This window comes from Peribacillus sp. FSL E2-0218 (assembly GCF_037992945.1).
GTDB classification, from domain to species: Bacteria; Bacillota; Bacilli; order Bacillales; family DSM-1321; genus Peribacillus; species Peribacillus simplex_B.
Map to the genome: position 1 here is coordinate 2811276 of NZ_CP150304.1, position 26175 is coordinate 2837450.

22 protein-coding genes and 1 riboswitch are annotated in these 26175 nt (G+C 43.2%); of the genes, 4 read left to right on the top strand and 18 right to left on the bottom strand.

The genetic code is table 11. The features are described from left to right. Positions 1–277: 277 nt before the first annotated feature. The 4 genes from MHI53_RS13465 to MHI53_RS13480 all read right to left on the bottom strand — a co-directional run bounded on the left by MHI53_RS13465 (position 278) and on the right by MHI53_RS13480 (position 3995). Positions 278–718: a cell wall hydrolase gene (locus MHI53_RS13465; RefSeq protein ID WP_061140499.1), complete on the bottom strand. Its 441-nt coding sequence runs from the start codon at positions 716–718 to the stop codon at positions 278–280. A gap of 331 nt (positions 719–1049) precedes the next feature. Further along, positions 1050–1274 carry a hypothetical protein gene (locus MHI53_RS13470; protein ID WP_061140498.1) on the bottom strand — a complete coding sequence of 75 codons (225 nt, stop codon included), beginning with the start codon at positions 1272–1274 and terminating at the stop codon, positions 1050–1052. A gap of 649 nt (positions 1275–1923) precedes the next feature. Then, on the bottom strand, positions 1924–3456 hold the full coding sequence (locus MHI53_RS13475; protein ID WP_340371510.1) for a flotillin family protein: 1533 nt from the start codon (positions 3454–3456) through the stop codon (positions 1924–1926). Between the two features lie 17 nt (positions 3457–3473). Further along, positions 3474–3995, bottom strand: a complete 522-nt coding sequence (locus MHI53_RS13480) for an NfeD family protein (protein ID WP_061140495.1) — start codon at positions 3993–3995, stop codon at positions 3474–3476. 759 nt (positions 3996–4754) lie between these two features. Between MHI53_RS13480 and MHI53_RS13485 the strand changes: the two genes are divergently transcribed. Continuing rightward, positions 4755–5327 (top strand): biotin transporter BioY, encoded by a 573-nt coding sequence (locus tag MHI53_RS13485; protein ID WP_061140494.1) that lies wholly within the window; start codon positions 4755–4757, stop codon positions 5325–5327. Positions 5328–5605: 278 nt separating this feature from the next. Here the strand turns inward: MHI53_RS13485 and MHI53_RS13490 are convergent, their stop codons facing one another. Both MHI53_RS13490 and MHI53_RS13495 read right to left on the bottom strand, forming a co-directional pair. Further along, complete coding sequence (locus tag MHI53_RS13490; RefSeq protein ID WP_061140493.1) at positions 5606–6094, bottom strand: YusW family protein; 489 nt, start codon at positions 6092–6094, stop codon at positions 5606–5608. 117 nt (positions 6095–6211) lie between these two features. Continuing rightward, positions 6212–6856: a hemolysin III family protein gene (locus MHI53_RS13495; protein WP_340371511.1), complete on the bottom strand. Its 645-nt coding sequence runs from the start codon at positions 6854–6856 to the stop codon at positions 6212–6214. A 153-nt stretch (positions 6857–7009) separates the two neighbouring features. Between MHI53_RS13495 and MHI53_RS13500 the strand changes: the two genes are divergently transcribed. Beyond that, complete coding sequence (locus MHI53_RS13500; protein ID WP_340371512.1) at positions 7010–7597, top strand: metalloregulator ArsR/SmtB family transcription factor; 588 nt, start codon at positions 7010–7012, stop codon at positions 7595–7597. 69 nt (positions 7598–7666) lie between these two features. On the opposite strand, the gene MHI53_RS13505 is transcribed toward MHI53_RS13500, so the two are convergent. The 3 genes from MHI53_RS13505 to MHI53_RS13515 all read right to left on the bottom strand — a co-directional run bounded on the left by MHI53_RS13505 (position 7667) and on the right by MHI53_RS13515 (position 9359). After that, positions 7667–8266, bottom strand: a complete 600-nt coding sequence (locus tag MHI53_RS13505; RefSeq protein WP_061140490.1) for a cell wall hydrolase — start codon at positions 8264–8266, stop codon at positions 7667–7669. Positions 8267–8358: 92 nt separating this feature from the next. Beyond that, on the bottom strand, positions 8359–8931 hold the full coding sequence (locus MHI53_RS13510) for a GNAT family protein (protein WP_061140489.1): 573 nt from the start codon (positions 8929–8931) through the stop codon (positions 8359–8361). 23 nt (positions 8932–8954) lie between these two features. Next, the gene (locus MHI53_RS13515; protein WP_340371513.1) at positions 8955–9359 is read right to left on the bottom strand and encodes a secondary thiamine-phosphate synthase enzyme YjbQ; all 405 of its coding nucleotides are present in this window, start codon (positions 9357–9359) and stop codon (positions 8955–8957) included. A 176-nt stretch (positions 9360–9535) separates the two neighbouring features. On the opposite strand from MHI53_RS13515, the gene MHI53_RS13520 reads away from it, so the two are divergent. Both MHI53_RS13520 and MHI53_RS13525 read left to right on the top strand, forming a co-directional pair. Next, the gene (locus MHI53_RS13520) at positions 9536–9904 is read left to right on the top strand and encodes a glyoxalase (RefSeq protein ID WP_061140487.1); all 369 of its coding nucleotides are present in this window, start codon (positions 9536–9538) and stop codon (positions 9902–9904) included. A 108-nt stretch (positions 9905–10012) separates the two neighbouring features. Beyond that, positions 10013–10426 carry a hypothetical protein gene (locus tag MHI53_RS13525; RefSeq protein ID WP_340371514.1) on the top strand — a complete coding sequence of 138 codons (414 nt, stop codon included), beginning with the start codon at positions 10013–10015 and terminating at the stop codon, positions 10424–10426. Between the two features lie 150 nt (positions 10427–10576). Here the strand turns inward: MHI53_RS13525 and MHI53_RS13530 are convergent, their stop codons facing one another. The 9 genes from MHI53_RS13530 to MHI53_RS13570 all read right to left on the bottom strand — a co-directional run bounded on the left by MHI53_RS13530 (position 10577) and on the right by MHI53_RS13570 (position 25886). Then, complete coding sequence (locus tag MHI53_RS13530) at positions 10577–12469, bottom strand: fructose-specific PTS transporter subunit EIIC (protein ID WP_340371515.1); 1893 nt, start codon at positions 12467–12469, stop codon at positions 10577–10579. A gap of 4 nt (positions 12470–12473) precedes the next feature. Further along, positions 12474–13394, bottom strand: a complete 921-nt coding sequence (gene pfkB / locus MHI53_RS13535) for a 1-phosphofructokinase (protein ID WP_340371516.1) — start codon at positions 13392–13394, stop codon at positions 12474–12476. Continuing rightward, entirely contained in the window at positions 13391–14146 is a 756-nt protein-coding gene (locus tag MHI53_RS13540; protein ID WP_340371517.1) for a DeoR/GlpR family DNA-binding transcription regulator, read from the bottom strand. Before MHI53_RS13540 ends, pfkB begins: the two co-directional genes overlap by 4 nt. A gap of 234 nt (positions 14147–14380) precedes the next feature. Continuing rightward, the gene (odhB, locus tag MHI53_RS13545) at positions 14381–15667 is read right to left on the bottom strand and encodes a 2-oxoglutarate dehydrogenase complex dihydrolipoyllysine-residue succinyltransferase (RefSeq protein ID WP_340371518.1); all 1287 of its coding nucleotides are present in this window, start codon (positions 15665–15667) and stop codon (positions 14381–14383) included. 1 nt (position 15668) lies between these two features. Further along, positions 15669–18521, bottom strand: a complete 2853-nt coding sequence (locus MHI53_RS13550) for a 2-oxoglutarate dehydrogenase E1 component (RefSeq protein WP_061140481.1) — start codon at positions 18519–18521, stop codon at positions 15669–15671. Positions 18522–18887: 366 nt separating this feature from the next. Next, positions 18888–19658 (bottom strand): class III extradiol ring-cleavage dioxygenase, encoded by a 771-nt coding sequence (locus MHI53_RS13555; RefSeq protein ID WP_061140510.1) that lies wholly within the window; start codon positions 19656–19658, stop codon positions 18888–18890. Positions 19659–19732: 74 nt separating this feature from the next. Continuing rightward, entirely contained in the window at positions 19733–20497 is a 765-nt protein-coding gene (locus MHI53_RS13560; RefSeq protein WP_340371519.1) for a polysaccharide deacetylase family protein, read from the bottom strand. Between the two features lie 99 nt (positions 20498–20596). Further along, positions 20597–24046: a methionine synthase gene (metH, locus tag MHI53_RS13565; RefSeq protein ID WP_340371520.1), complete on the bottom strand. Its 3450-nt coding sequence runs from the start codon at positions 24044–24046 to the stop codon at positions 20597–20599. Then, positions 24039–25886: a bifunctional homocysteine S-methyltransferase/methylenetetrahydrofolate reductase gene (locus MHI53_RS13570; protein WP_340371521.1), complete on the bottom strand. Its 1848-nt coding sequence runs from the start codon at positions 25884–25886 to the stop codon at positions 24039–24041. The genes metH and MHI53_RS13570 overlap by 8 nt, the downstream gene beginning before the upstream one ends. A 103-nt stretch (positions 25887–25989) precedes the next feature. After that, a riboswitch (SAM riboswitch) is annotated at positions 25990–26088 on the bottom strand. Positions 26089–26175 lie beyond the last annotated feature (87 nt).

A 26175-nucleotide genomic window follows, 5' to 3' on the forward strand; every position in this document is an offset into this window, starting at 1 on the left:
TCAATTTTAAAACAAAAATGACTCCAGTCAAAAGTGTTCTATCTAAAAGGTAAGACAAAGTTGATTGGAACGGAAGGTACGAGACTCCTGCGGGAAAAGCGCGTCTAGGGGAGACCCCGCAGGCAAAGCCGAGGAGGCTCCCCGACCGCCCGCGGAAAGCGAGTGCCTGGAGTGGAAATCAACGTCTAAATTGTACAGGCCATAAAAATAGACAAACTCGATTTTCATCGAGTTTGTCTACAGTCTGAAAGGACCATTTTTAATGGTCCTACTTTCACTAGCCGATATAAACACTCGCACATGTTCCAGGTGCTGGTTCATAAAAACAATGTTGTTTAAATTGACCAGTAAAGGGTTGGTTATACCAGGTTGAAGGGCATGGACCGTATGGATTAAAGTACCAAAGAGCAAATTTCGCTGGGTGCTCTCTCCAAGAATCCAAATTTCTCCTTGCTAACCTTCTTTCAGATTCTCTCGGTCTTTGATAAAATACATTACCTTTTTGAACAGCTTCAAATGAGTAATTGCCTCCCTGTACGTGAAAAATGACATCACGAACTGTTTTCAATTCATTAAAGTCCGTACAGTCCGCAACAACACGGTTAACAATCACATTTCCAACATATAGCATCCCTTGGTTTCCTTCGCCTTCAGCCTCCGCCCTCATCATTCTTGCCATTAAATCAACGTCTGCACTTCGGTAAGCTACTCTTGCCATTTTCTCACCTCTAAAAATAGAGTATGAAAAAAAGCATGCATTCATGTCCTTGAATATACAAAAGAATCCTTAGTTTAAGTAAAGTGAGAAATATGGCATTCTTTTCACCCTTTATTCCACTAAACCTTTTACAGTGGAGTATTAAAATAACCTGCCTGTCTGACCATTCCTTTCCTTTACCATATAAAGAAAAAGAGCTGATCTATCCAGCCTCGATGGTGCATAAGAAAAGCTGCCTTAAGGCCGCTCCGATCTACAGCTAACTCACCCGTTGGTTCATAGGACTAAGGTTAGAGTTGACACATACTACACTCTATAGTGGGACATTTCATTAATATAACGGTTCTGGGTTCTGACAAGGAGGAAATCCATTTATATCCTGAATCATATGAAAATCATATTGTTTTAAGGCAAATTGAGCTTGATACAAATATTCAATGACAAGAAGCTTATTGTCAGATGTACCACACAATACACCTGATGTGCCTTGTCCATTTGCTAATGAAATTCCAACAGGCTGACCAATTAAAAAATTAATTTTTTGTTGCCATGGCATAGTCTTCACTCCTTCAAAGACATCATATTGCTTTTTAAAAAATGGGTACCTGTATATCTTTGTCTTTTCTGAACATCTATGAGCTTATTCATTACTTAGGAGATAATTTCTTCTTACATTAAGTGCTATTGTGCACACTTGTACAAAAGATTTAAAATGAAGTAACAGCATGAGAACACATTAAACAGCGATACGGTGAGTGTATGTGGGTTTGGCTGAAATTTTTAACACTAGAACCAGTTAAAATTTTTAATTCTCTTTTGAACACCATTACCCTTTTCCTTGTCCCCAAATAAAAATCCACCAAATTTGTGATGTCATAGCTGTATGTCGTTTTACTTGATTCAGCAGCTTCGTTAATCGTTATGGATCGGCCAAAGCTGGAGATACGGTCTTACGTATCATTACCGAGAGTTTTGCTTTAGTGCTTCGAGTATCAGTAACTCCAGTGAGCTTAAGTTCAGCAGCATACGAAAAAATTCACCTTCTGGTTCTCTCACTTTTGTCATGTTCTTGAAAGCCTTGTAACGGATTTTGTTAAGACGCTTGATTGCATCAACATCTTGTATAACCTTAGCGTCTCTTTGCCAAAACAATATAAAAAGGTATCGGAATGATCCTCACTCCGATACCTTTTTATTTCCTCCGGTTACTCTTCCTTGCCTGCTACCATATCCATGTTCACTTCAGGATTTTCTTGTTTGATGGCCGCTAATGATATATTGCGCTTCCCCGAGAAATTCTCAAGCAAGTCTTTGACATCAATGCCTGAAGATGCCTTTAGTGACTCCTGCAATGTGGCCATTAAATTCGTTGCATAGCCCGTCACTTTATTGGCCCCACCGCTTGCACCGCTTCCGCCTGTATCCACGACAGTAATTTTGTCGATATTGCTAAGCGGGCTTGCAACTTGTTTGGCGTACTCCGGCAGCATTTTCAGAATCATGTCCATGACGGCAGCCTGACCGAACTGTTCGAAGGCTTCGGCGATCTTCTGCTTGGCCTCCGCCTCTGCCACCCCTTTCAAGCGGATGATTTCCGCTTCGGACGTACCCTGTGCCCTTTGTGCGTCCGCTTTTGCAAGACCGTCCATACGAACGCGTTCCGCTTCCGCTTGTGCCATGGCTTCGATTTTATATTTATCCGCATCCGCTTCCGTTATCTGCTTCATTTTATTTGCGGAGGCAGCCTGCTCGACTGCATAACGGTCGGCATCCGCCTTCTTCTTCACTTCGGAATCATATTGCTTTTCACGGCGAAGGATCTCTTTTTCCTCCAGCTCGATTTGCTTTTGCCGTTCGATGATCCTGATTTGCATTTCCTGCTCGGTTACATCCTGTTTGGAACGGGCGGTTTCCAGATCGTAAGCTTGGTCAGCACGGGCTTTGGCAATATCCTGCTCACGCCTGAATTCCGCTACCTTCAGTTTGTTGATTTTTTCGGCTTCGGCTATTTCAGTCGCCCTTTCAAGCTCGGCGCGCTGGGCTTCCTTCGATGCTTCGGCCCGCTTGATCCGCGTTTCCTTCTCTGCTTCAGCCGTAGCGATATCGGCATCCCGCTTCACTTGGGCGATCCTTGGCTTACCAAGGGATTCCAGGTATCCGTTTTTATCGCGGACATCTTTAATCGTGAACGATACGATAATGAGCCCCATTTTGGCTAAATCCTGCGAGGCCACCCTTTGCACTTCCTGGGAAAACTTTTCACGGTTTTTATAAATTTCCTCGACAGTCATCGAACCAAGGATGGAACGAAGATGACCCTCCAACACCTCGCGTGCCTCTTGTTCACGGTCATCTTTCGATTTACCGAGAAACTGTTCAGCCGCTGTGGCAATGTCCGTGATCGAACCGCCAATCTTGATAATAGAGACACCATCCGCCATGACAGGAACGCCCTGTTCCGTATATACCTCTGGGGTCGAGACCTCAAGTTTGCTAGATAGCAAGCTTAATGGTTCCGCTTGCTGGAACACAGGCAGCACGAAAGCACCCCCGCCGCGGACAATCTTTATTTTATTTCCCGATTCGTCAACATGAACATTTTTGCTTCCCAAATAGCTTCCGGTCACAATCAATGCCTCATCAGGGCCGGCAGTACGGTATTTCGTCACAAAAACAGCAATAAGTGCGATCAATAAAAATGCCACAATGGCAACAACAATCCAAATTAAACTAAACATAAAAGACCTCCTACCCGTTATTCATTCTCGTGGGGCATAACATAGATTACCCCGTTTTTCACTTCGATGATCAAGACTTTTGTATCCGAAACAATTTCTTCATTCTTATAACTGGCCGCAGTCTTCGCAATGCTTCCACTGATGCTTTCGATCAATACCTCCCCAAATCCATTAACGGGGACTGATGTCAGGACCCTGCCGACCCTGCCTCTCAAATCGTTGTCATGAAAGGTTAAGCTTTCCTCCGCTGATGAAATGGGAATCAACACAAATACGTTCAACAGGGTGACGATCGAAAGTGAAATTAGCAGGGAAATCACGGCAATCATCACACTATTCAGTCCTGTAACCGATTCAAGCAAAAAACCACTTGCAAAAAAGACCGTTAAAAAACTGAAAATGAGTGTCGGATTAAATATATCGGGCAATTCGAGACCAGAGAATATATCATTAAACAAAATAAATAAGAATGTTAGCCCCCCGAATATAATTAACCCATATAAATAGATTGTCTCTAATGGAACTCCAAATAACTCCATCTTTTTCATCCTTTAAATTTGATTTTCCAGGCCGCTTTTCCGTTCCTGAATGACAGTTTGCTACCTATTCATGAATATGTTCTATTTTATAATCCCCTCCAATTATTTTGCATACCTTTAATACGGACAACAGATCAAAAAAGTTTCATTTTTCTCCCACCTTTAGAAGATTTCATCCATTTTTCGTTACTCCAGGTTTTATAAAAGATTCATCGACCCGACAGTCGCAAGCATTTGGTGTATTTATTTCAGGGGAAATAATGGAAATCCCCTTTATTCCGATGACTGCCATTTCTTTTGAAGACAAGCTATAGCATCGATGAAGATTACCTTCCTCAACAGCTTGTTGTTTCCTTTTTTGAAAATGAAGTTCAAAACATGAATAGATTACATCTAATGGTGGAGCATGAACCAGTTGAAAACACTGATTCATGGGTTGGAGAAAAGAAGGGTCGTTCTACTAAACTAGAAAATACCTTGCATTTACTTAGTATTTGACATCTATCATACTGCCCTGTTGAACGGTACTCCCGAAGCTTGTGCACCACCACTGCTGCGATTTCGTTGGCCTACATAAGAATTTCAATCACAAAAGGAGCTTGGAGATATTTTTCCAAGCTTATTTCCGGACTAGTTGAGCATTTTCTGCTTGCCTGAGGTTCCACGATGCATATTGTTATTGACAGTGCTTGCGGAACATATTAAAATTCTATATATGTTAACTTTAAAATCAATAGGTTTACAATAGGAGGAAGCACGATGAAGGAAAGTCATGAGAAGTTAAGAATGATGATGGTTACAGCTTTGTTTGCAGCACTTATCGGGATCCTCGCACAAATTACGATCCCTCTTCCATTGGTACCAATTACAGGCCAGACACTGGCTGTGGGACTGGCAGCGACCATCCTTGGGTCGCGTTACGGAACTTCTTCCGTATTGCTATATTTATTCATTGGAGCGGCAGGAGTGCCGGTCTTCGCCGAAATGTCCGGCGGTCTAGCCAAAATATTCGGTCCAACTGGCGGTTATTTATTATCCTATATTCCTACAGTTTATATAACTGGCCTAATATTGGAAAAAACCCGCTTCACTGTACCAATGGCCTTCCTTGCAAATATAATCGGAATGATCCTTACTTTGATAATCGGAACGGTTTGGTTGAAGTATATGAGTTCGCTATCTTGGACAGTGGCATTTGCCAGCGGTTTTGCTCCATTCATCATTGTCGGGGTCCTGAAGGCTTTCCTTGCATCTTGGCTTGGAATTACGATTCGTTCCAGGTTAGCGTCGGCCAACATGCTTCCAAAAAACAATGCGACACTTTCCCGTTGAGATCAAATCGGGGCAAAGCAAGAAGGAAGGGGCCGTTTATCGGTACCCTTCCTTCTTTTTTTACCGTAACCTCAAAAAAAAAAGACTCTTAGATAAGAATCTTTTTTTTAGTGTCCATTGCGGCCCTATCCCCATAAGTCCGAAATTTGCAATTATATATGATCCCCTTTGCTAACCGTACCCATTCTACTATACGGTAGGCATTTTGACAACCATTGAGGAAATATAAGCAAGCATTCACATTTATGAAGGATAGGTTTTATTAGGTTTTCTTCCTGTTATTTATTATTCGCTTTATACTCTTTTTTCGTGCCATCATCAAAAACGACCTCTAAATCCAACTCTTCATAGCCATCCTTCACATTAAACACTTTAGTCACTTCTTGAATGACTTCTTCATCTGTGGAATCTTTCGTGAAGGTCAATTTTTCTAACATAGGAGTCAACTCTTTCATGGCTTCATCACCAAGAACTTTGTGTTTGTTCGCTTCATCTTCAATTGAAGCTTCCGTTTGGGCCCCTGTAGTATCATATTCCGCTTCATAGTCGTTATCATTGCCTGGATAGTCGACTTCCAATTGGAAATCCTTGAATGTGAATGGTAGCTTTTCATTATTATTATCCGTTCCCGTTTCAGTATTCGTGTCTGCTTGGTTTTCATTTTCCTGCACCGGTGGATTTTTCACTTCGTCCTTGTCTTCCCCACACCCAGCCAAAACTAGCATGGCCGCAAACGGGACTGATAATACTTTCAATTGTTTTTTCATTGTCAATTCCTCCTTAGCAAGTTGTATACCTTATCTATTTCCTAAAAGAAGTCTTTTAAAACCAAAAACCTTTTAGATTTCCAAAGGTAGGCCAAATTAAAGGAAAGTCAGAATGACTCATAGTGGAAGGATATAAAACAATACAGCAAAAAAGTGTGTGACCGAGCCCCCAAGAACGAATACATGCCAAACGGCGTGGTGGAAGGGAAAACCGCGCCATACATAGAAGATCGCGCCAAACGTATAAAGCAGTCCCCCTGCAATCAGCAACTGGATGCCGGCAGAAGGCATCGTTGCAGTAAGAGGGCCCCATACAATAACGATCATCCATCCCATGGCGATATAAAGGATCGTTGAAAGGAATAAGAACTTTTTCACATAGAACGCCTTGAAGACGACGCCGATGATTGCGACTCCCCAAATGATTCCCAGCAACGTCCAACCTAGGGATCCTTGAACCACAATCAGCATGATGGGTGTGTATGTTCCTGCAATGAATAGGTAAATCGCTGAATGATCGAAGATTTCAAAGATATCTTTTGTTTTCCCCTCCGGAAAGCTATGAACCAAAGTAGATGAAATATATAAAATAAGCATGGAGACGCCATAGATGACTGAAACGACGACATGCCAAGCCGGTCCTTCCTGGGCAGAGAAAATGATCAAGAACACTAGGGCGGCAATGCTTAATAACGCACCGATTCCATGAGTTATCGCATTGACCACTTCTTCTTTTCTTGTATACACATGTGTATTGGCCATGTTACAGCTCCTAACTCTTCCATTAACATTTTTCATATCTTTATTATACATCAGTTAAGTAAAAGCCATGTAGAAAAGTGAATATTAACTTGAAATCATAAATTGATTAGATTAGTATCTAATTAGACAATAATCTAATCAGGAGGAATCCATGTGCAAATTGAAAAATTGATCGCATTCCATAAAACAATGGGGGATGTGACGAGGATACGGATTATATCCATTCTCGCAAATGGTCCAAAACGCGGTCAGGCACTTGCAGGCATGTTGAACCTGACAGCCCCTACCATTTCACACCATTTGACGAAATTGAAAGAGGTCAATTTAGTGAGAGATCGGCGGGAAAAAAATTCGGTATATTATTATTTGAATGATGATGTGCTTCAGCATTATTCACGAGCATTACCTGAAATGATTTCTAATGAGGGGGAATCCAATAAAATGGACAATGAAAAACTGTCAGGAGATCATAAAAAGATCCTTGAAAATTTCCTAACGGCAGATAGCCGATTAAAAACCATCCCAGCCCAGAGGAAGAAGAAATTGATCGTTCTTTATCATATGGCAAGCCTCTTGGAAAGCGGCCGTAAATATGAGGAAAAAGAACTGAATGCGTTCATTCACTCCTTTCATGATGATCACGCAACGATAAGACGTGAGTTCATCATCGGCAGCATCATGTATAGGGAAAACGGTATTTATGAACTGAACCCACGCGAGATGTGGGCTACTATCGAGTAACATGCTTCATGGCAATAAAAAACCGGCCTCCCATGATGGGTTGAGCCGGTTTACTCAAGGTCAATTCTTTTAAATGGCAAAATGATGGCCGCCGATGACTTTGATGACCTCCAATTTTTTCATCCATTTGCTGTCCGAGATGCTTGGATTCCAAAAATACAAGGCATCATTTGTGTAGCCATGAATGGCCAACGCTTCATTAACGGCCTTCTTGGCGTCTTTTCCGGCAGGTCGGTTGATACTGCCATCACCGACAGGAGAGAACTGATTTTTTTGGTAAATCACTTCCCTTACAGTATCGGGAAATTCATCACTGTCCAAACGATTCAATACTACACCTGCGACTTCCACCTTACCTCTGTACGGTTCCCCTTTGGCTTCTGCATGCACAAGCCTTGCTAATAATTCTTTATCTTTTTCACTCATTACATGTGGAATGATCAATTTTTTACCAGGTTCGGCAACATTGTTGACATTATGGTTGGCTTCTTTCAACTTCGCGATCGGTACACCATACTGCTTGGCAATGTCCCATATCGATTCGCCTTGTTTGATGACATGCTTGGTTGCTCCATCAGAAGCTTTACTGGTCGTTCCTTTAGGAAAAACGATTCCTATAGCGATGACGCTTAGAGTCATTATCACGGCTATTATTGCTGATAATTTCATCTTGTAACCTCCTTGTTAAGCATCTACCAAGGATAACAGACCATATAAGAGAAAACAGCGCTAAATTTTTTCCAAGGAAATCAAGGAAAAAATTACACGGACTTATTTGATTCCCATTCTTCACGTAATAGTCCCATTCTGATTGAATCATAGTAAACGCCATCATGATAACGGCATTTTCTCATCCTGCCTTCAATTTGCATACCTGCCTTTTCCCCAACAGCCATCATACGCGGATTGCCTGACCAGGTGGTCAGCCCAACCCTTTCGATCTCAATATTTTCAAACAAGTAGCTTATGTACAGAATCAACGCTTCCGTTCCATAGCCTCCATTCCAATACGTTGGATCGAAAATCGTAATTCCGATTTCAAGCCAACGTGAAGGTTGGTGTTCCCAGTAATAAACAATGGAACCTATTATTTGATCATCGATTTCAAGCAGAAGCTCTGAATAAGCCCCTATTTTTTCATCGAACGCTTTCATCTTCGTTTCTTTGTCGATAAACGTAGTGAAATCAACGAGCTCCAAAGGAAAATACGGTGCATCCCACTTCTTCCATTCCGGGCTAACTTCCCCATATTTCAAGCTCCATAAGCATTTGAAATCGGCTTCCTTCACATTTCGTAAACTAACTCTTTTACCCACGATTCGAACATCTTCCATTTTTTATCCTCCATTTTCCCAATTCACCTGTAAACATCCAATTTAATGAAATAGTGTCTATCTCTCGGTCCGTCGAATTCACAAAAAAACACACCCTGCCATGTACCAAGAATCAAATTCCCTCCATGAATGATCACCTGCTGTGAAGAACCGACCGTACTTGATTTCAAATGTGCCGCCGTATTTCCTTCCATATGTAAGTCCAGTGTATGATCCCAAGGATATTGCTCGTCCAACCTTCTAAGCATATCCTTCTTGACATCCGGATCGGCATTCTCGTTGATCGTGATTCCAGCCGTCGTATGCGGGCAATAAATGAGCGCTATGCCCTCTTGAATCCCGCATTCAGAAATGAAAGCCTGCACATCGTTTGAAACATCGATCATATCATCCCTTTTTGTCGTTTTTAACGTATATTTCTTCAGCATTCACGTTCACTCCTTTTTTTCTTTTTATTTCTATACCCAGTAGCGTAAAACTTATGCCTTTGTCTTCGATTAGGCGATAAAGCCTGCTTATCGATTCCGATAGATTAATTAAGCTTTCCTTATTGTAGTTTTCGTTTTAAAATTGGAAATATAATGAATAAGGAGAGTGTAGAATAATGGAATTCCAATTTAAATCGATCGATCATTTCCAATTAGCATCCCCCAAGGGCAGCGAGGACATATCAAGGAAGTTTTATCATGGCATTCTAAAGCTGAGGGAAGTCGAAAAGCCCGCGAGCCTTAAAGTGAACGGGGGAGTATGGTTCGAAGCGGGTTCGGTCAACATACATATCGGGATAGAGGAACCATTCATTCCTGCCCGAAAGGCCCATCCAGCGCTTGAAATTGAAAATCTTTCAGGACTGAAACAGCATTTAAACCAAAACGATATATCGTTTATTGAAGATGAGAGGCTACCTGGAGCAGACCGCATTTATGTAGCAGATCCCTTCGGAAACCGGATCGAAATTTTGGAATGGAAATAATGTTGGTGTCCAATCCGGACCCAAGAAAAATCCATAATGGTGTGAGGATTTTCATAAGACAATCAGATTCCGTGGAATCCTTCGAAAAAATATAAAGCAGGTGAATAAATGAAAAGACCTTTAGGCGTAACGTTGATCAGCTATTTTTATTTGTTTGGCGCGGTTGTATTGATTGCCACGGCACTATTCTTCGATGCAAATGCTAATGATGTTAGTGTGGCGGAGCGATTCGGTTTACCTCTCTTCCCGGAACGATCATTCAGGATCACATTGGCGATATTTTCACTGATCGTCATATATGGTTATATGAGCTTAAGAAAATGGGGATTTTGGTTAATGATTTTATACTCTTTTGGATTTGGAATGATAAGTTGTGTTCTTTCATTCTACAATAATCACCCCCCTTTTACCGGGAATTTCATTTGGTCAGTAATCGTATTCATATATACGATTTCTGTTAGCAAGTCTTTTTTCATTAAAGAAAGGGGTGTGAAGAAAACACTGTATGTTAAGCTTTCTTGAATGGCTGGCAGGCAGACATGAAAGAAGTTTCCCCGGAATGCCCATGTAAGAAAAGCAAGGACTTTATAAATATGCCTAGCGCGATGAAATAACAAAAGCTTTTTAACATCCAAAAGACGGGTCCAATTTAATTGGACCCGTCCTTTTTATTCATAGCTGTTTCTTTTTCCATACACCCAATAGTAAAGCCGTGATGAGAGAGCCTATTAATATGGCCAGCAAATAGAGAAGTGGATGATTAACAAGCGGAACGACGAATATTCCTCCATGGGGTGCAGGCAGTGTTACATGAAAAGCCATTGACAGTGCCCCCGCAGTCGCTGAACCGATTACACTGCTGACGATGACGCGCAGTGGATCCGCTGCCGCAAAAGGGATCGCTCCTTCTGTAATGAATGAAGCGCCCATAAAGTAGTTGGTAAAGCCTGATTTCCGTTCCATTTCACTGAATTTGCTTTTGAAGAACGTTGTCGCCAAAGCAATTCCGAGTGGCGGGACCATTCCGCCGGCCATTACTGCGGCATGCGGTCCAAAACTTGAAGCTTCGATAGCCGCAATGCCAAAAGTGAAAGCCGCTTTATTAAGGGGGCCGCCCATATCCACTGCCATCATGCCCCCAAGGATCAACCCAAGGAATATTGCATTCGTGCCAGATAATCCTTGGAGCCAATTGGTCAAGCCTTGATTAATGGCCGTCACTGGTTCATTGATGAGAAAAATCATGATCAATCCGGTAATTAACATCCCAAAAACAGGATAAAGCAGTACAGGCTTTATTCCCTCAAGGGTATGAGGTAACTTTGAAAACAATTTCTTCAATAGCAAGACGACATAACCAGCAAGGAAACCGGCAATCAGTCCGCCAAGAAAACCGGCATTGGCCTGTGCAGCCAATAGCCCCCCAACCATACCAGGGGCAAAGCCTGGTCGATCGGCAATACTGGAAGCGATGAAGCCGGCAAGTACAGGAACAAGCAGGAAGAAGGCACCGCTCGTTCCCCCTCCGATATCGCTCAATGCTTTGGCAATCGGATTATACTCCGGATTTGTCGGATCAGCGGCCTCGATTCCAAAAAAGAAAGAAAGCGCAACCAAGATACCGCCACCTACTACAAATGGGAGCATATTACTTACCCCATTCATTAAGTGTTTGTAAATGCCCAGACCGCTTTTAGTTGAGTCCGCTTCGTCTCTTTTATCATGGCCAGTTCCTTTGTAAACAGGCGCATCCTGTTTCACGGCTCTAGTCAACAGTTCTTCGGTCTTCCGGATTCCTTGGGCAACCGGAACGATTATCACATGCTTCCCATTAAAACGATCCATCTCCACCTGTTTATCAGCGGCTACGATGATCGCATCCGCCTCTGCAATTTCTGCAGCGGTCAAAGCATTCTTGATTCCTGTTGAGCCATTTGTTTCCACTTTGAAGTCGATACCCATTTCCTTCGCTTTCGCCTTGAGCGCATCGGCTGCCATATAGGTATGGGCAATCCCTGTCGGGCACGCTGTAACAGCGAGGACCTTGCCGTTTTTTGTACCGCTTTCACTATTGCTCGAATGCAGCTCTTCCTCTTCTTCTGCATCGGCTTCCATTTCTTTATGGTTGATGATTTCAATGATCTCCTCACCGGAGGATGCGGAGATCAAGCGGGCCCTGAACTGTTCATCCATCAATAAGGAAGAAAGGCGTGATAAGGTTTCCAAGTGATCCGCATTCGCTCCGTCGCTTGCTGCTATCATAAAGAACAAATGTGCAGGCATGCCATCAAGCGATTCGTAATCGACACCGTTCATAGATCTACCGAAACAGATGGCAGGTATCTTCACGGCGCTCGTTTTAGCGTGAGGGATCGCAATTCCTTCTCCAATTCCTGTCGTGCTTTGTTTTTCACGTTTTAGGATGGCGGCTTTGAATGCCTCCACATCATTCAATCGGTCAGCCTCGGCTAGCTTCCCTGACAATTCATCAATGACAGCTTGCTTTGTAGCACTTTGAAGATCGATGATGATTGTATCCAATTTTAACAAGTCCGTGATTTTCATAGAGTCAGCCTCCTGTTAGTTGTTTGATATCGATTTGCGGCAATAATTCCTCAATTTTATCCAATGTACCAAGATCGGATGAAAAGGCAGTAGCGCTTCCTGCCGCAAGACTGAAGCGAAAGGCAGCTAATAGATCACCGGTCTTTTCATAGGTTCCAATGAACCCTGCCACCATGGAATCACCGGCACCTACCGAGTTGATGACTTTTCCCTTTGGCACATTTGCCGAGTAGCACTGTCCGTTCGAGCAAAGCACCGCACCCGCTCCCGCCATGGAAACGATCACGTTCTGGGCCCCTTCTTCCACCAATCTATTCCCATACTCAACGGCATCGGCAACTGTTCTGATTTCTGTACCAAATAGCTCGCCCAGTTCATGATGATTGGGTTTGATTAAAAAGGGCCGATGAGGAAGGACATTCAGTAATTCCTTGCCGCTTGTATCCACCACCACTTTAATGGCGTTAGCAGAACAAGTCTCTGCCATTGCTTCATATACCTCGGCAGGGACGCTTGAAGGAATGCTGCCAGACAAAATGAGGATATCATCATTTTTCAACTGCTCGATCTGGCTGAATAATTGCCGGTAATTCCCTTTTGAAATGATGGGCCCCTGACTATTTATTTCAGTCTCGACTTCCGTTTTCAATTTAATGTTAATTCTCGTATCTCCCGCAATCTCCGTAAAGTCCGTATAAATCTCTTCTTGCTTTAAAAATCGTTTGATGAACTCACCCGTTTGACCGCCGATGAAGCCTAAGGCCGTCGTAACATTTCCAAGCCTTTTAAGAACACGCGAAACATTGATCCCTTTCCCCCCGGGGAATTTCGCATCATAAGAAGTCCGATTCACATGCCCTATTTGAAAGTTTTCCACCTCTACCAAATAATCAATGGATGGATTGAGCGTAACTGTATAAATCATTTAATGGTCACAACCTTTACCTTTGGATTTTTTTGCAGTTGAGCAACAGCCTCTTCATCATTCCCATCCGTTATGATGATGGCATCGCTTACATCAGCAACCTTTGCAAACGTCGCCTCATTCAGCTTAGAGCTGTCACAAAGCACATACGTTTCATTAGAGAGACTGATTGCCAGCTTCTTCAATTGGGCTTCTTCCGGATCCGGGGTTGTGAAACCCATCTCTTGATGGATGCCGTTCATTCCCAAGAAACATTTATCAAATCTGTATTCATTCAAAAATTGTCCAGCATTGCTTCCGATAACTGCATTTGTCGAAAATTTTATTGTGCCGCCCACTAGGACGGTTTTGATTTGCAGCTCGATCAGTTTTGGAATATGCATAAGGCCATTTGTCATGACCGTAACATTCTTCTCTTTTAAAAAGGGAATCATTTCTGCCGTTGTCGTACCTGCATCAAGGTAAATGCAATCATTTTTCTCGATGAAAGAGGACGCCCGATTTGCAATTAGCCGCTTTTCAGCCGTTGCTTTATTTTGCTTTTCCACCGTTGTCGGTTCAAGGCCCTTTCTTTGTAGCAAGGAGGCCCCGCCATGCACACGTTTCAACAACTTCATTTCTTCTAGCTGCACTAGATCCCTTCGAATCGTCGACTCCGATGCGTGCAGCTGATCGACAAGCTCCTGAAGCTTTACCGTTCCTTGGTTTTTTAGAATTGTTATGATGAATTCATGTCTTTCAGTCGTTAACATTCCATCCACCTCGCTTTAATACCATCATCATATATGAAAACGTTTAAAGAATCAATCAAAAACGTTTAAAATTATTCAATTTCATTCAACTATACACTAAAATCATCCACAAACCTTCATGTTATTGTTATAAACCACGCATGCATATTTCTTACCTATGAAAATATATAGTTATTTTTTTTCGCAAAAAAACCTCTGTCATATTGACAGAGGTTTTTTACATAATTTCATTTATTATCCTTGAAGTAAAAGTTGCTCAGGATCTTCAAGCATATCTTTGATGGCCACTAAGAAGCCGACTGCTTCTTTACCGTCAACGATACGGTGATCGTAAGATAATGCTAGGTACATCATCGGTCTGTTTTCGATTTGGTCTCCAACAGCGATAGGACGCGTTTTAATTGTATGCATTCCTAAAATCCCGACTTGAGGGGCATTCAAGATCGGTGTTGATAATAAGGAACCGAAAGTCCCGCCATTTGTGATGGTAAAAGTCCCACCTGATAAATCAGAAAGACCCAGTTTATTGTTACGCGCTTTAACAGCCAAATCCGAAATGTTCTTTTCGATTTCAGCAAAGCTTTTGCGGTCTGCATCCCTAACAACGGGAACGACTAAACCTTCATCAGTCGATACAGCTACACCGATATCGTAAAAGTTCTTTTTCAGGATATGGTCGCCTTTGATTTCTGCATTCAATAGCGGATATTTTTTCAAGGCGCCAATGACTGCTTTAGTGAAGAATGACATGAAGCCAAGTTTAACATCATTCGCTTTCACGAAAGAATCCTTATGGCGGCTGCGCAATTCCATTACGGCAGAAAGGTCGACTTCGTTAAAAGTTGTAAGCATGGCTGCTTCGGATTGTACTTGAACTAGACGCTTGGCAATGGTTTGACGACGGCGAGTCATCTTAACCACTTCAATACGGTCATCATTCACTTCAACAGGTGCTGCTGGTTGTTTAGCTGCTGGCGCTGTATTTGTTGCCGCTGCCGGTGCTGTAGGTGCTGCTGGTGCATTGCTTGCAGCTTCTACATCTTGTACACGTACACGGCCTAGCGGGTCGGCTACAGGCACTTGAGTCAAGTCAATCCCTTTTTCACGAGCCAATTTCCTTGCAGCTGGTGAAGCAATAACTTGTTGAGTGGATGTTGCTTCCTTCGTTTCTGCTTTTGGAGTCTCTTGAGCAGGAGCGGCTTGTTCCTTTTTGGCTGGCTCGGCTTTAGCTTCCTTAGCTTCTTCTGCTTTTGGAGCTTCCGCCTTCGGAGCTGCTGCAGCTGATCCATTCTCATCGACGATGGCGATCGCTTGTCCAACTTGGACAGTGTCGCCTTCTTCTGCTAAATGTTCAGAAAGTGTACCCGTATAATCTGAAATGATTTCTACGTTTACTTTATCCGTTTCCAGTTCAAGGACATATTCTCCTTTTTCAACATGGTCACCGGGTTGTTTTAACCATTGCGCAATAGATCCTTCAGAAATTGATTCTGCTAATTCAGGTACTTTTACTTCAGCCATTTTATTTCTCCCCCTCATTATTGCGTGTAATTGCTTGAGTCATAATCCGTTGTTGTTCATTTTTATGGACAAGTGGATCTCCCTCAGCCGGGCTTGATCTGCGCTTCCTTCCTATATATGTTACGGAAAGGTTACGAGGTGCCGCTGCATTAAGGCGTGGTTCGACAAATGTCCAAGCTCCCATATTTTTTGGTTCTTCTTGAGCCCAGAAGATTTCTTTAAGATTCGTATATTTTTTCAATGCTTCTTGAACACCAGTGAACGGGAATGGATAAATCTCTTCGATACTGATGATTTGCAGCCAATCCGTATTTTTTTCAGCTGCCGCTTTTTCACGAAGTTCAACCGCCAACTTACCTGATGCGAAGACAATGCGTTCAACCGATTTAGGTTTTTTGCCTAATGTCTTCGTTTCTACGAACGATTCAAACGAGCCTTCGCTGAATTCTGCAGCTGCGGAAGCCATCACTTGATTACGAAGCATGCTCTTCGGTGTCATGATGACAAGCGGGCGTACTTGTTCTTGATCCAAAATCTTGGCCTGTCTTCTAAGGATATGGAAGTATTGGGCTGCCGAACTTAAATTGGCAACGGTCCAGTTATTCTCAGCCGCCAATTGAAGGAAACGTTCAAGGCGTGCACTTGAGTGCTCTGGTCCCTGTCCTTCATATCCGTGCGGAAGCAGCATGACAAGTCCTGATTTTTGACCCCATTTTGCACGGCCGGCAGCGATGAATTGATCAAAGATGACTTGTGCAGTATTGGCGAAATCTCCAAATTGGCCTTCCCATAGTACAAGTGCTTCAGGTGCGAATACATTATACCCATATTCATAAGCCAGAACGGCCGTTTCAGTAAGCGGGCTGTTATGAACAGCGAAAGAAGCTTTGGCCGTTTCAAGTGTGTGAAGTGGTGAATAAGTCTTTCCATTCACACTGTCATGTAACATGATATTACGCTGTGCGAATGTTCCGCGCTCTGAATCTTGTCCTGTCAAACGAATTGGCGTACCGTCATTCAAAATGGTCGCAAAAGCCAGCGTCTCGGCATGAGCCCAATCGATTTTACCTTCAGCAGCAAAGGAATCCAAGCGGCGTGATAAAATCTTTCCTAGTTTTTTATTAGGTGTGAATCCTTCCGGCCACTGAACAAGTTCTTCGTTTATGGAAACCAGTTCTTGCTTCGGAACACCGGTTTCGATCGTCGGAAGTCCTTTTTCGATAATGCCAGGAGGGTTACACTCTTTGGAAGCTTCCGGTTTGTTTCCGGAAATTTTCGCATAGGCGTCAGCAAGTCTTGTATCCACCTGCTCAGCGATAGCTTTCACTTCTTCTTCCGTGAACTCACCAGAGTGAACCAACTTATTGCTATAAAGGTCTTTAACCGTTTGATGCTTATGGATCAAGGCATACATTTCAGGTTGAGTCACCAGTGGCTCATCCATTTCGTTATGGCCGAAACGTCTGTATCCAATCAAATCGATCAAGAAATCTTTTTTATATTTCTCGCGGTATTGGTTGGCAAGGTTAACGGCAGCCATACATGCTTCAGGATCATCTGCATTCACATGCACGATCGGCACTTCAAAGCCTTTAGCCAAATCACTGGCATATTTAGTTGAACGCGAATCTTCACTTTCCGTTGTAAAACCAATCATGTTATTGGCGATGATATGGATGGCGCCGCCAACTTGATAACCGCGTAAACGGCTTAAGTTGAATGTTTCTGGTACAATTCCCTCACCAGGGAACGCTGCATCACCATGAATCAGGATTGCCAGCGATTTGGAAATGTCCTGTACTGGGAATCCCTTCGCCGAACGGTCTTCTTGTGCCGCACGGGAATACCCTTCCACGATTGGACCGACTACTTCCAAGTGGCTTGGGTTATTGGCAAGGGTGATCCTTGCTTTTTGTATGTTGGCTTTGGTGATCTGCTTATCAAGACCTAAATGGTACTTAACATCACCTGTCCACCCATTGTTAATCCCTGTAGAACCTTCAGAAGGAACCAAATCTTTATTAGGCGAATGTTGGAATTCCGAGAAGATGACTTCATATGGCTTTCCTAGGACGTGTGCGAGCACATTCAAGCGTCCGCGGTGAGCCATGGCTATATTTACATTGCCCGTTCCATTTTGAACCGTCTGTGAAATCATTTCATCTAAAATCGGCACTAGTATATCTAGTCCTTCTATAGAGAAACGTTTTTGCCCAACGTATGTGCGGTGAAGGAATTTTTCAAACCCTTCCACCTCATTCAGCCGCTTCAGTAACAGTTCTTTTTTCTCTTTAGTCACTTCCGGGAACATGCTTCCGGATTCGACCATATCTGTAAGCCATTGCTTTTCTTCCAAGTCATTAACATGGTGAAATTCAAAGGCTATCGTTTTAGTATAAAGTTGTTTTAAGTATTGTACGGCTTCGTAACCGTCTTTTACGTCCTTTGGTGATTCTGGACAAATAAGGTCAGCCGGTATCTTTCTTAAATCATCTGCAGTTAAGCCGTATTTTTCAAAGTGAATTTGTTCTGTATCCAGTGCTTCTTCTTTTAAAGGATAAATGTTTGCAGCAAGATGTCCGTAAGCGCGGATGTTTTCCGCTAGCTTCACTGCAGACATAATTTTCTTCATTGGAAGAACTTCTCCAGCTTGTGCGATTGGTGCACTTCCGATTGTTGTTTCTGCTGATACATCGAATGAAGGAGGACCTGATACTTCAAAAAAGTTTTTCAGCTCCGGATCTACTTCTTCCGGATTGGCTTGAAATAGATCGTATTGCTCCATGACATACCCAAGGTTTGGACCTGAAAAAGCTTTCCATGGGTCGTATGCCTTAGCATCCTTGATGGTCATTTTTGTAAACCCCCAAATTTCTCTCATAGTTTTTTTCAATTCGTTTTATCCATCCCCAAATTTCTATCTTCTAACTATTCCCCAAATATATGAAATGATAATTAAATAACTTTGGTCAATGAATAATAAAATTTTAAAGGATAAAACGTTTTCAGATGTTATATTAACATGTTTTTGTCGAAATATCCAAAGGTTAAACGACTTTATGCAACCTTTTTGATACTATATTTCTGTTTAATTCGCCAATATGCGCCTTTAATTGACTTTTTTGCTCATTTAAATCTTTTTTCGCTAAAAAAAGATTTATGTATTTTTGTATATTTGATCGTTGGCGGGTATATATTACTAGGCGAAAAACCACTATAATCAATCAAACTTCCAAGCTGTTAAACTCAAATTTCCGTATTGAAAGCTCCTATGCAGCAGAGCCGCCTTTTTATGCTCATTTCCTGCCCCCATTGCGATGATCAAAGGTATGTAATGCTCTTTGGTAGGCACCGCATCCAGGCTATACGGGGCTTTCTGTTCATAATTAAACAGAGCTTCCAAATCCCAATTCCTGATTTTCCCTTCGACCCAGTTCTCAAAATTGATGGCCCAGCCCTCCGCTACATTCATATCCTTCTGAATATGGGAAAAATTATGTACGATACCACCGCTTCCGATGATAAGGACATTTTCCTCTTTCAGTTCCCCCAAAGCTTTTCCGATATCATATTGCTTATTTAATGGAAGTTCAGGATTGATGGATAACGATACGACCGGAATATCGGCTTCCGGATACATGATGTGCAGCAGACCCCATGCCCCATGATCCAAAGGGCGCCTATCATCAAGTTCCCCCCATATATCTATCCTCGACAATAAGGTCAATATCCGATCGGACAGTTCCAAACACCCTGGAGCAGGATATGTTATTTTGAATATTTCTTCGGAAAAACCAACAAAATCGTAAATGACCTGATGCTTCCTCACTGCCGAAATCATCTGCTCTCCACTTTCCCAATGTGCAGACAAAATAACGATCGCAGCAGGTTTATTCATAGCCTTCATATAATCCTTCAAAAAAGCGGTGTAACTATTCTTTTCCAAAGCCAATAACGGTGTACCATGTGATAAAAACAATGATGGCATCATAAAAACGATAAATCCTTTCGCAATAAAATCTCTTAACCCCATCCCTAATTTACTATATATGAACCAAGTGTTCATCATTTAAATTGTATTTTCGGGGTTGTCTCATCAATCGTATCAAAGGAATAGCCTTCTTTTTTAAGGTATTCGATTATATCCGGCAATGCCTTCACGGTATTTTTCATACTATTGATGTCATGCAATAAGATATTAACATGCTTTTGACCTTTCGTCCCTTTTTGTACGGAAGAAATAATTTGCTGTTCACTTATCGATGGACTGATGCCATCCGTCGAATCGATATTCCAATCGACATATATATATCCTTTTTCCGATAATTGTTGCAGGATTCCATTTATGATGGGCCTTGTTGCAGCCTGGTGCCGCAGAAGGTTATTCGAGCCGCCAGGCAGGCGGACAATACGGCTTTTTATGCCGAACTCCTTGTGCAGCTTTGCTTCAAGTCGATTCAAATCCTGGAAGAAGCTTTCTGGCGACTTATAGACGATTGAATAATCATGTGTATAGGAATGCAGGGCAATCGCATGTCCTCGGGATTTCATTTCCTCGTATCCTTTTTTTGCATATGGTTCTTCATTGCCCATCACGAAAAATGTGGCCTTAATATGATAACGATCCAAGATATCCAAGATATCCATCGTATTCAATGAAGGTCCATCATCAAAAGTTAAATAAGCGATTTTCTGGTTTTGTTTACTTTTAACGAGCGGGGTCATCTCTTCGGGGACATATGCATGGACATGCGTCCCTGAACCAGGCAAAAGCATACATATAATAAAAAAACATACCACCGAAACAAAAAAACCAAGCAGATTCTTCATCGTTCGCTCCCCTTCCTCTTGACCCTTAAGATGTACTAACGGAGGGGTTTCATGCGCAATAAGGCAGCGGAAAAAAATACCGCTGCCTTATCCATGCATTTAACGATCGACATTGAAGTATCGTGCTTCCGGATGAGCGAAGACGATCGCAGAAACGGAAGCCTCTGGCTCCATCATGCATCCCTCGGTCAATTCAACACCAATGTCACTTGGCTGAAGGAGGCGGAAAAGCTTCTCCTGGTCTTCGAGATTGGGGCAAGCGGGATAACCGAATGAAAATCTTTGTCCGGTATACTTGGCTGCAAACCGCTCTTTCATGGACATATCAATTGGATCGCTTATCCCTAAATCATCGCGCATCAATTGGTGTATCCTTTCGGCAAAACCCTCGGCCGTTTCGAGTGCAAGTGACTGCAGGGCATGATTTTTCAGGAAGTCACCTTCAAGCTTCAGTTTTTCTGCCCATTTCCTGATTCCTTTACCGGCTGTAACGAGGAAAAAGCCAACAAAATCCATTTCCCCCGATGAGACGGGCTTGGCGAAATCCGCTAAACAAAGATGAGGATTCGTGTCCTGACGCGGGAAATCGAACGTTTCCAATACCTCCAGATGATTATCGGGATTATATATCAAGAGCCTGTCCCCATCACTTTGGGCAGGGAAAAAATGATATATGGCATTCAACCCATAATCCGGTTCCGCTTTTAGAAATTCAATCAATTCATCGACGAGGTCATTCAGCTGTACGGCTTTTTCATTCCCTTGCTTAAGCAGATCAGCTACCTTACCCTTTAATCCCAAGTGATGTCCAATCAGCATTTGCCGATTAATGTAAGGTTGGATGACATCCAATGGATAGTTTTTCAGAACATGACGCTTCGTATCACGAGGCTTTTGAACAGGAACGTTGCTTAAAGGGGCAGCTGTCGATTGCCTCCGCTCCGGTCTTTCCAGCGTGGCAGCAATGGCGGCATTTGCTTTCGATTTTTCTCGTTTCTCGACAAGCTCCTCCAAATACACGACTTTTTTGTTCGTATCATGCAAAATATTCGTTACCGCCAACCCATCCATCGCATCCTTGGAATATAGCACAGGACCGCCATACTCTGGTGATATTTTAAAATCGGTGAATTTACGGGACAAGGCAGCCCCTCCAACCAAGATTGGGGTATCTATGCCCGCTTGTCTCAAATCCTGGGCCGTCAAGACCATTTGCTGTGCCGATTTCACTAGTAAGCCTGATAGTCCAATGATCGTTGGTTCATGTTTCCGGACCTCTTCAATGATTTGCTGAGGCGCAACCTTAATACCAAGATCAATGACCTCATACCCATTATTCGAGAGAATGATATCCACTAGGTTTTTGCCGATGTCATGCACATCCCCCTTGACAGTCGCTAAAAGGATCTTCCCTTTCTTCGCGCTATCTTCGGAATTCTCCATCAGCGGCTCAAGATGAGACACTGCCGCCTTCATCACCTCTGCACTTTGAAGCACTTCCGCGACAATAAGCTGATTGTCGTTGAATAATCGCCCCACTTCACTCATTCCAGCCATCAATGGGCCATTGATGATTTCCAGTGGAGCATCGCCGCGCTCTATGGCCTTATTCAAGTCTTCAATTAAGCCTTCCTTCGTCCCTTCGATAATATTGTTGCCTAACCGCTCGTTCAATGGCAGGACGACACCATCATCCTTCTTCTCCGCTTTTTTGCCACGGTAAAATTCAGTAAAGGTGGCCAAGGTTTCACTGGATGTCTCGAAAAGGAGGGCTTCAGCCAATTTCACTTCATCATCAGGTATCAGGGCGAAGCGTTCAAGCTTTTCCGTATTCACGATAGCGTAATCGAGGCCTGCTTTTGTACAATGATAAAGGAAAACGGCATTCAGGATTTCCCTGCCCCGTGCGGGCAATCCGAACGAAACATTCGAGATGCCAAGTATCGTCAAGCATTCCGGAAACTTATCTTTGATTGCCTTGATTCCTTTCACCGTTTCCAATGCAGATCCGATATATTGCTCATCTCCGGTACCGACTGGAAATACAAGCGGGTCAAAAATGATATCACTTTTGTTTAGACCATATTTATTGACAAGCAAGTCGACAGAACGTGTGGCCACTTCGATTTTCCGTTCAGCATTGACGGCCATCCCCGTTTCGTCGATGGTTCCGACGACGACGGCGGCACCATATTGATGGATAAATGGTACGATTTTTTCAAAACGTTCTTCACCATCTTCAAGATTTATGGAATTGATGATCGATTTTCCTTGTGAATGTTTTAATGCTTGCTCAAGGACGGCTTCATCCGTCGTATCGATGACCAAGGGCACCTTCACCTTTTTGACGACCTCTTCCACGAACTCCTTCATATCGCCGAGCTCATCGCCATCCGGGTCTGCGAGACAAATATCAATGACATGTGCACCTTTTTTCACCTGGGCTCGTGCTATTTCGGCTGCTGGCTCGTAATGTTTTCCACGGATCAGCTCCTTGAATTTTCTTGATCCGATTACATTCGTTCTCTCTCCTACGAATAAAGGACGCATTGACTCATCGTAAATGAGCGGCTCTATGCCTGATACGGCGTGGCCATGAGCAGATTCAGCCTTTACGCGGGGCTGCAGGCCGGAGAGCGCCTTGGAAAGCTCCCTTATGTGCTCAGGTGTCGTACCGCAGCACCCTCCGATGATATTGACCCAGCCTTTTTCGGCAAATTGCTTCATTTTCTCCGCAAGGGAAACCGGTGACTCATGATAATGTCCCTCCTCATCCGGAAGGCCGGCATTCGGGTAACAGCTGATGGCACTATTTGAAATCTCTGCAAGCGTCCGGATATGATCGATCATGAACTCCGGTCCTGTCGCACAATTCAAGCCGACAGCAATAGGTTTCATATGTTCGACCGATAAATAGAAAGCTTCTATCGACTGGCCGGCAAGTGTAGTGCCCATCGGTTCGATCGTACCGGATATCATCACCGGGACTTCTTTTCCGATTTTGGCGAAGGCGGCTTTTATTCCAGAAAAGGCCGCCTTGACATTAAGCATGTCCTGACACGTTTCCACCAATAAAAGGTCGACACCGCCGTCCAAGAGGCCGAGTGCCTGCTCTTCGTAAGAGTCGGTTAAAACATCGAAAGTCGTTCCTCCTGTAACCGATAGGGTTTTTGTCGTGGGCCCCATCGAGCCTGCTACATATCTTGGCCAGCTACCCTTTGAATACTTTTCACAAGCGTTGACGGCAAGCTCTGCGGAAATTTTATTAAGTTTGTATGCAATCGTGCTTATTTGGTATTCATCAAGAACGATGCTTGTCGCACCAAAAGTATTTGTCTCGATGATATCTGCACCTGCTGCCAAATAAGTTTCGTGGATGGATTGGATGAGTTCCGGCTGCGTCAGCGATAAATATTCATTGCATCCCTCGAACTGCTCGCCTCCGAAATCCGCTGCCGTCAAATTCTCTGCCTGAAGCATGGTTCCCATCGCTCCATCAAGCAGGAGAATTTTGGAATCCAACTGTTCTTGTATCGCTTTTTTATTCATGCACTGCCACCTCTGATGTTTGTTTACTATCGGCTTTCCTTATATATTTGGTAAGTTCGGCTGTCATTTCATAACGAAGGAATGGGGTGATTAAATAGATTCCCTTGAATTTATCCCTTGCTGCGTCCACTAGCTCCCTTGCAATGCTCACGCCTTCTATCCTTGCCTTTACAGGATCATCCCCGGCTAATGCCATCGCTCTCCTGACATTGTCAGGCAATTTGATGCCTGGGATTTCGTTGTGGATGAATTCGGCATTCCGCGTGCTTGTCAAGGGCATGATACCGATAAAAATCGGCGTTTCCAAATGTTTGGTCGCTTCATGAACTTCTTCCATCTGTTGGACTGAATAAATGGGCTGTGTCAAAAAGGAATGAGCACCACAGGCAATTTTCTTTTCCATACGCTGCACCGCTTTATCCAAGTACTTCACATTGGGATTAAATGCGGCGGCAATTTTGAAATTTGCCCGTTGGCCCAAGCTTTGACCCGAATAGGAAAGGCCTTCATTAAATTGTTTGACCATGCTTATCAAGTCAAAGGAGGATAAATCATAAACCGAAGTGGCTCCAGGGAAGTCCCCGATCTTGGATGGATCGCCGGTAATGATCAATATCTCATTCAAGCCTACCGTCTGCAGGCCCATTAAATGGGATTGCAGGCCGATTAAATTACGGTCACGACATGTTATATGTACCATTGGTTTCACATTCAATTGATCTTTCAGTAGATTTGCCAACGCTTCATTCGATATCCTCGGGGAAGCAAGTGAATTATCCGCTAATGTAATCGAATCGACCCCTGCACTTTTCAAAGCCTTCGCCCCGACCATGAAAGTTTCTATTCCCAGCTTCTTCGGTGGATCGAGTTCAACAAGGATCGTCCTTTCTGTTTTGGCCTTTTCATATAGAGGAAGTTCTCCTTCTCTATCACTGATCTCCATTATTTCTATTTCACGGGGTTTCGTTAATTTTTCTTTCACGGGAACCAGGCTTCCAACTGCATTCTTCACAGCTTGAATATGCAGAGGAGTCGTACCGCAGCATCCGCCTATGATCGTGGCACCCTGCTTACGTAAGTCCAGGGCACTCGAACTGAAATATTCAGGCACTGCCTTATAGACGAGCCTGCCGTCCACATAATCCGGGAGACTGGCATTTGGATAGATGGCAATCGAAGCATGCTTTGGCAGGCTCACTTCTTCCAAGGCACGAATCATATGGTGCGGACCAAGTCGGCAATTCACGCCGACGACATCGGCTCCCAATTGCTCGAGTTTTTGAAAGGCTTCATTCAAATGGATCCCATTTTGGAGATTGCCCAATTCATGCATTGAAACATTTGCGATGATTGGCAGTTCCGTTTCTTTTTTTACGATTTCCAGCACGGTTTCCAGTTCTTCGAGGTCATAAAAGGTTTCCAGGAGAATCCCATCCGGGCTTTCCATCAGCAGGCTGTAAAGTTGTTCACGAAAGCCTCGCTTTATTTCCTCCATGCTTAAATCCGATTTTCTTATACTCCGCTGGGCCCCGATCGTACCGAAGACATAGGCCTTGCCTTTTGCCGCTTTTTTGGCAAGGATGACTCCCTGACGATTGATCTTGCTTACCTCATCTTCTAGTCCATGTCGCTTCAACTTGTTGAAGTTGGCACCATACGTGTTCGATTGTAGGATGTCGGCACCTGCCTCCAAATAGGCACGATGGATCGATTCTATTTGACCTGGATTGGTACAGTTTAATTCCTCATAACATTGATCGATGCCATAGGAGTATAATAAAGTCCCCATCGCCCCTTCTCCAACCAGCATTCTTTCTTTCAATTCTTTACGAAAATTCATTATTACACCCTCTCTCAAAAACAATTCTGTTTTTGTCATATTCTAAGCGTATGAGAGAAAAGAAAAAAAACCTTCTCAAAGAAGAAGGTTTCTTGGAACATTCTCCTCATCTATCAAGCTCCGCTTGCTGGATTTAGCACCTTTGCCTAAGCTGGTTGCTGAGGTTTCGTCGGGCCAGTCCCTCCACCTCTCTCGATAAGATCGATATATAATTTTCATAAAATTTTAAAATTTATTTATATTTAATTTACCTTAATAATCTGTTAATTTCAATACCTTACCGCGCATT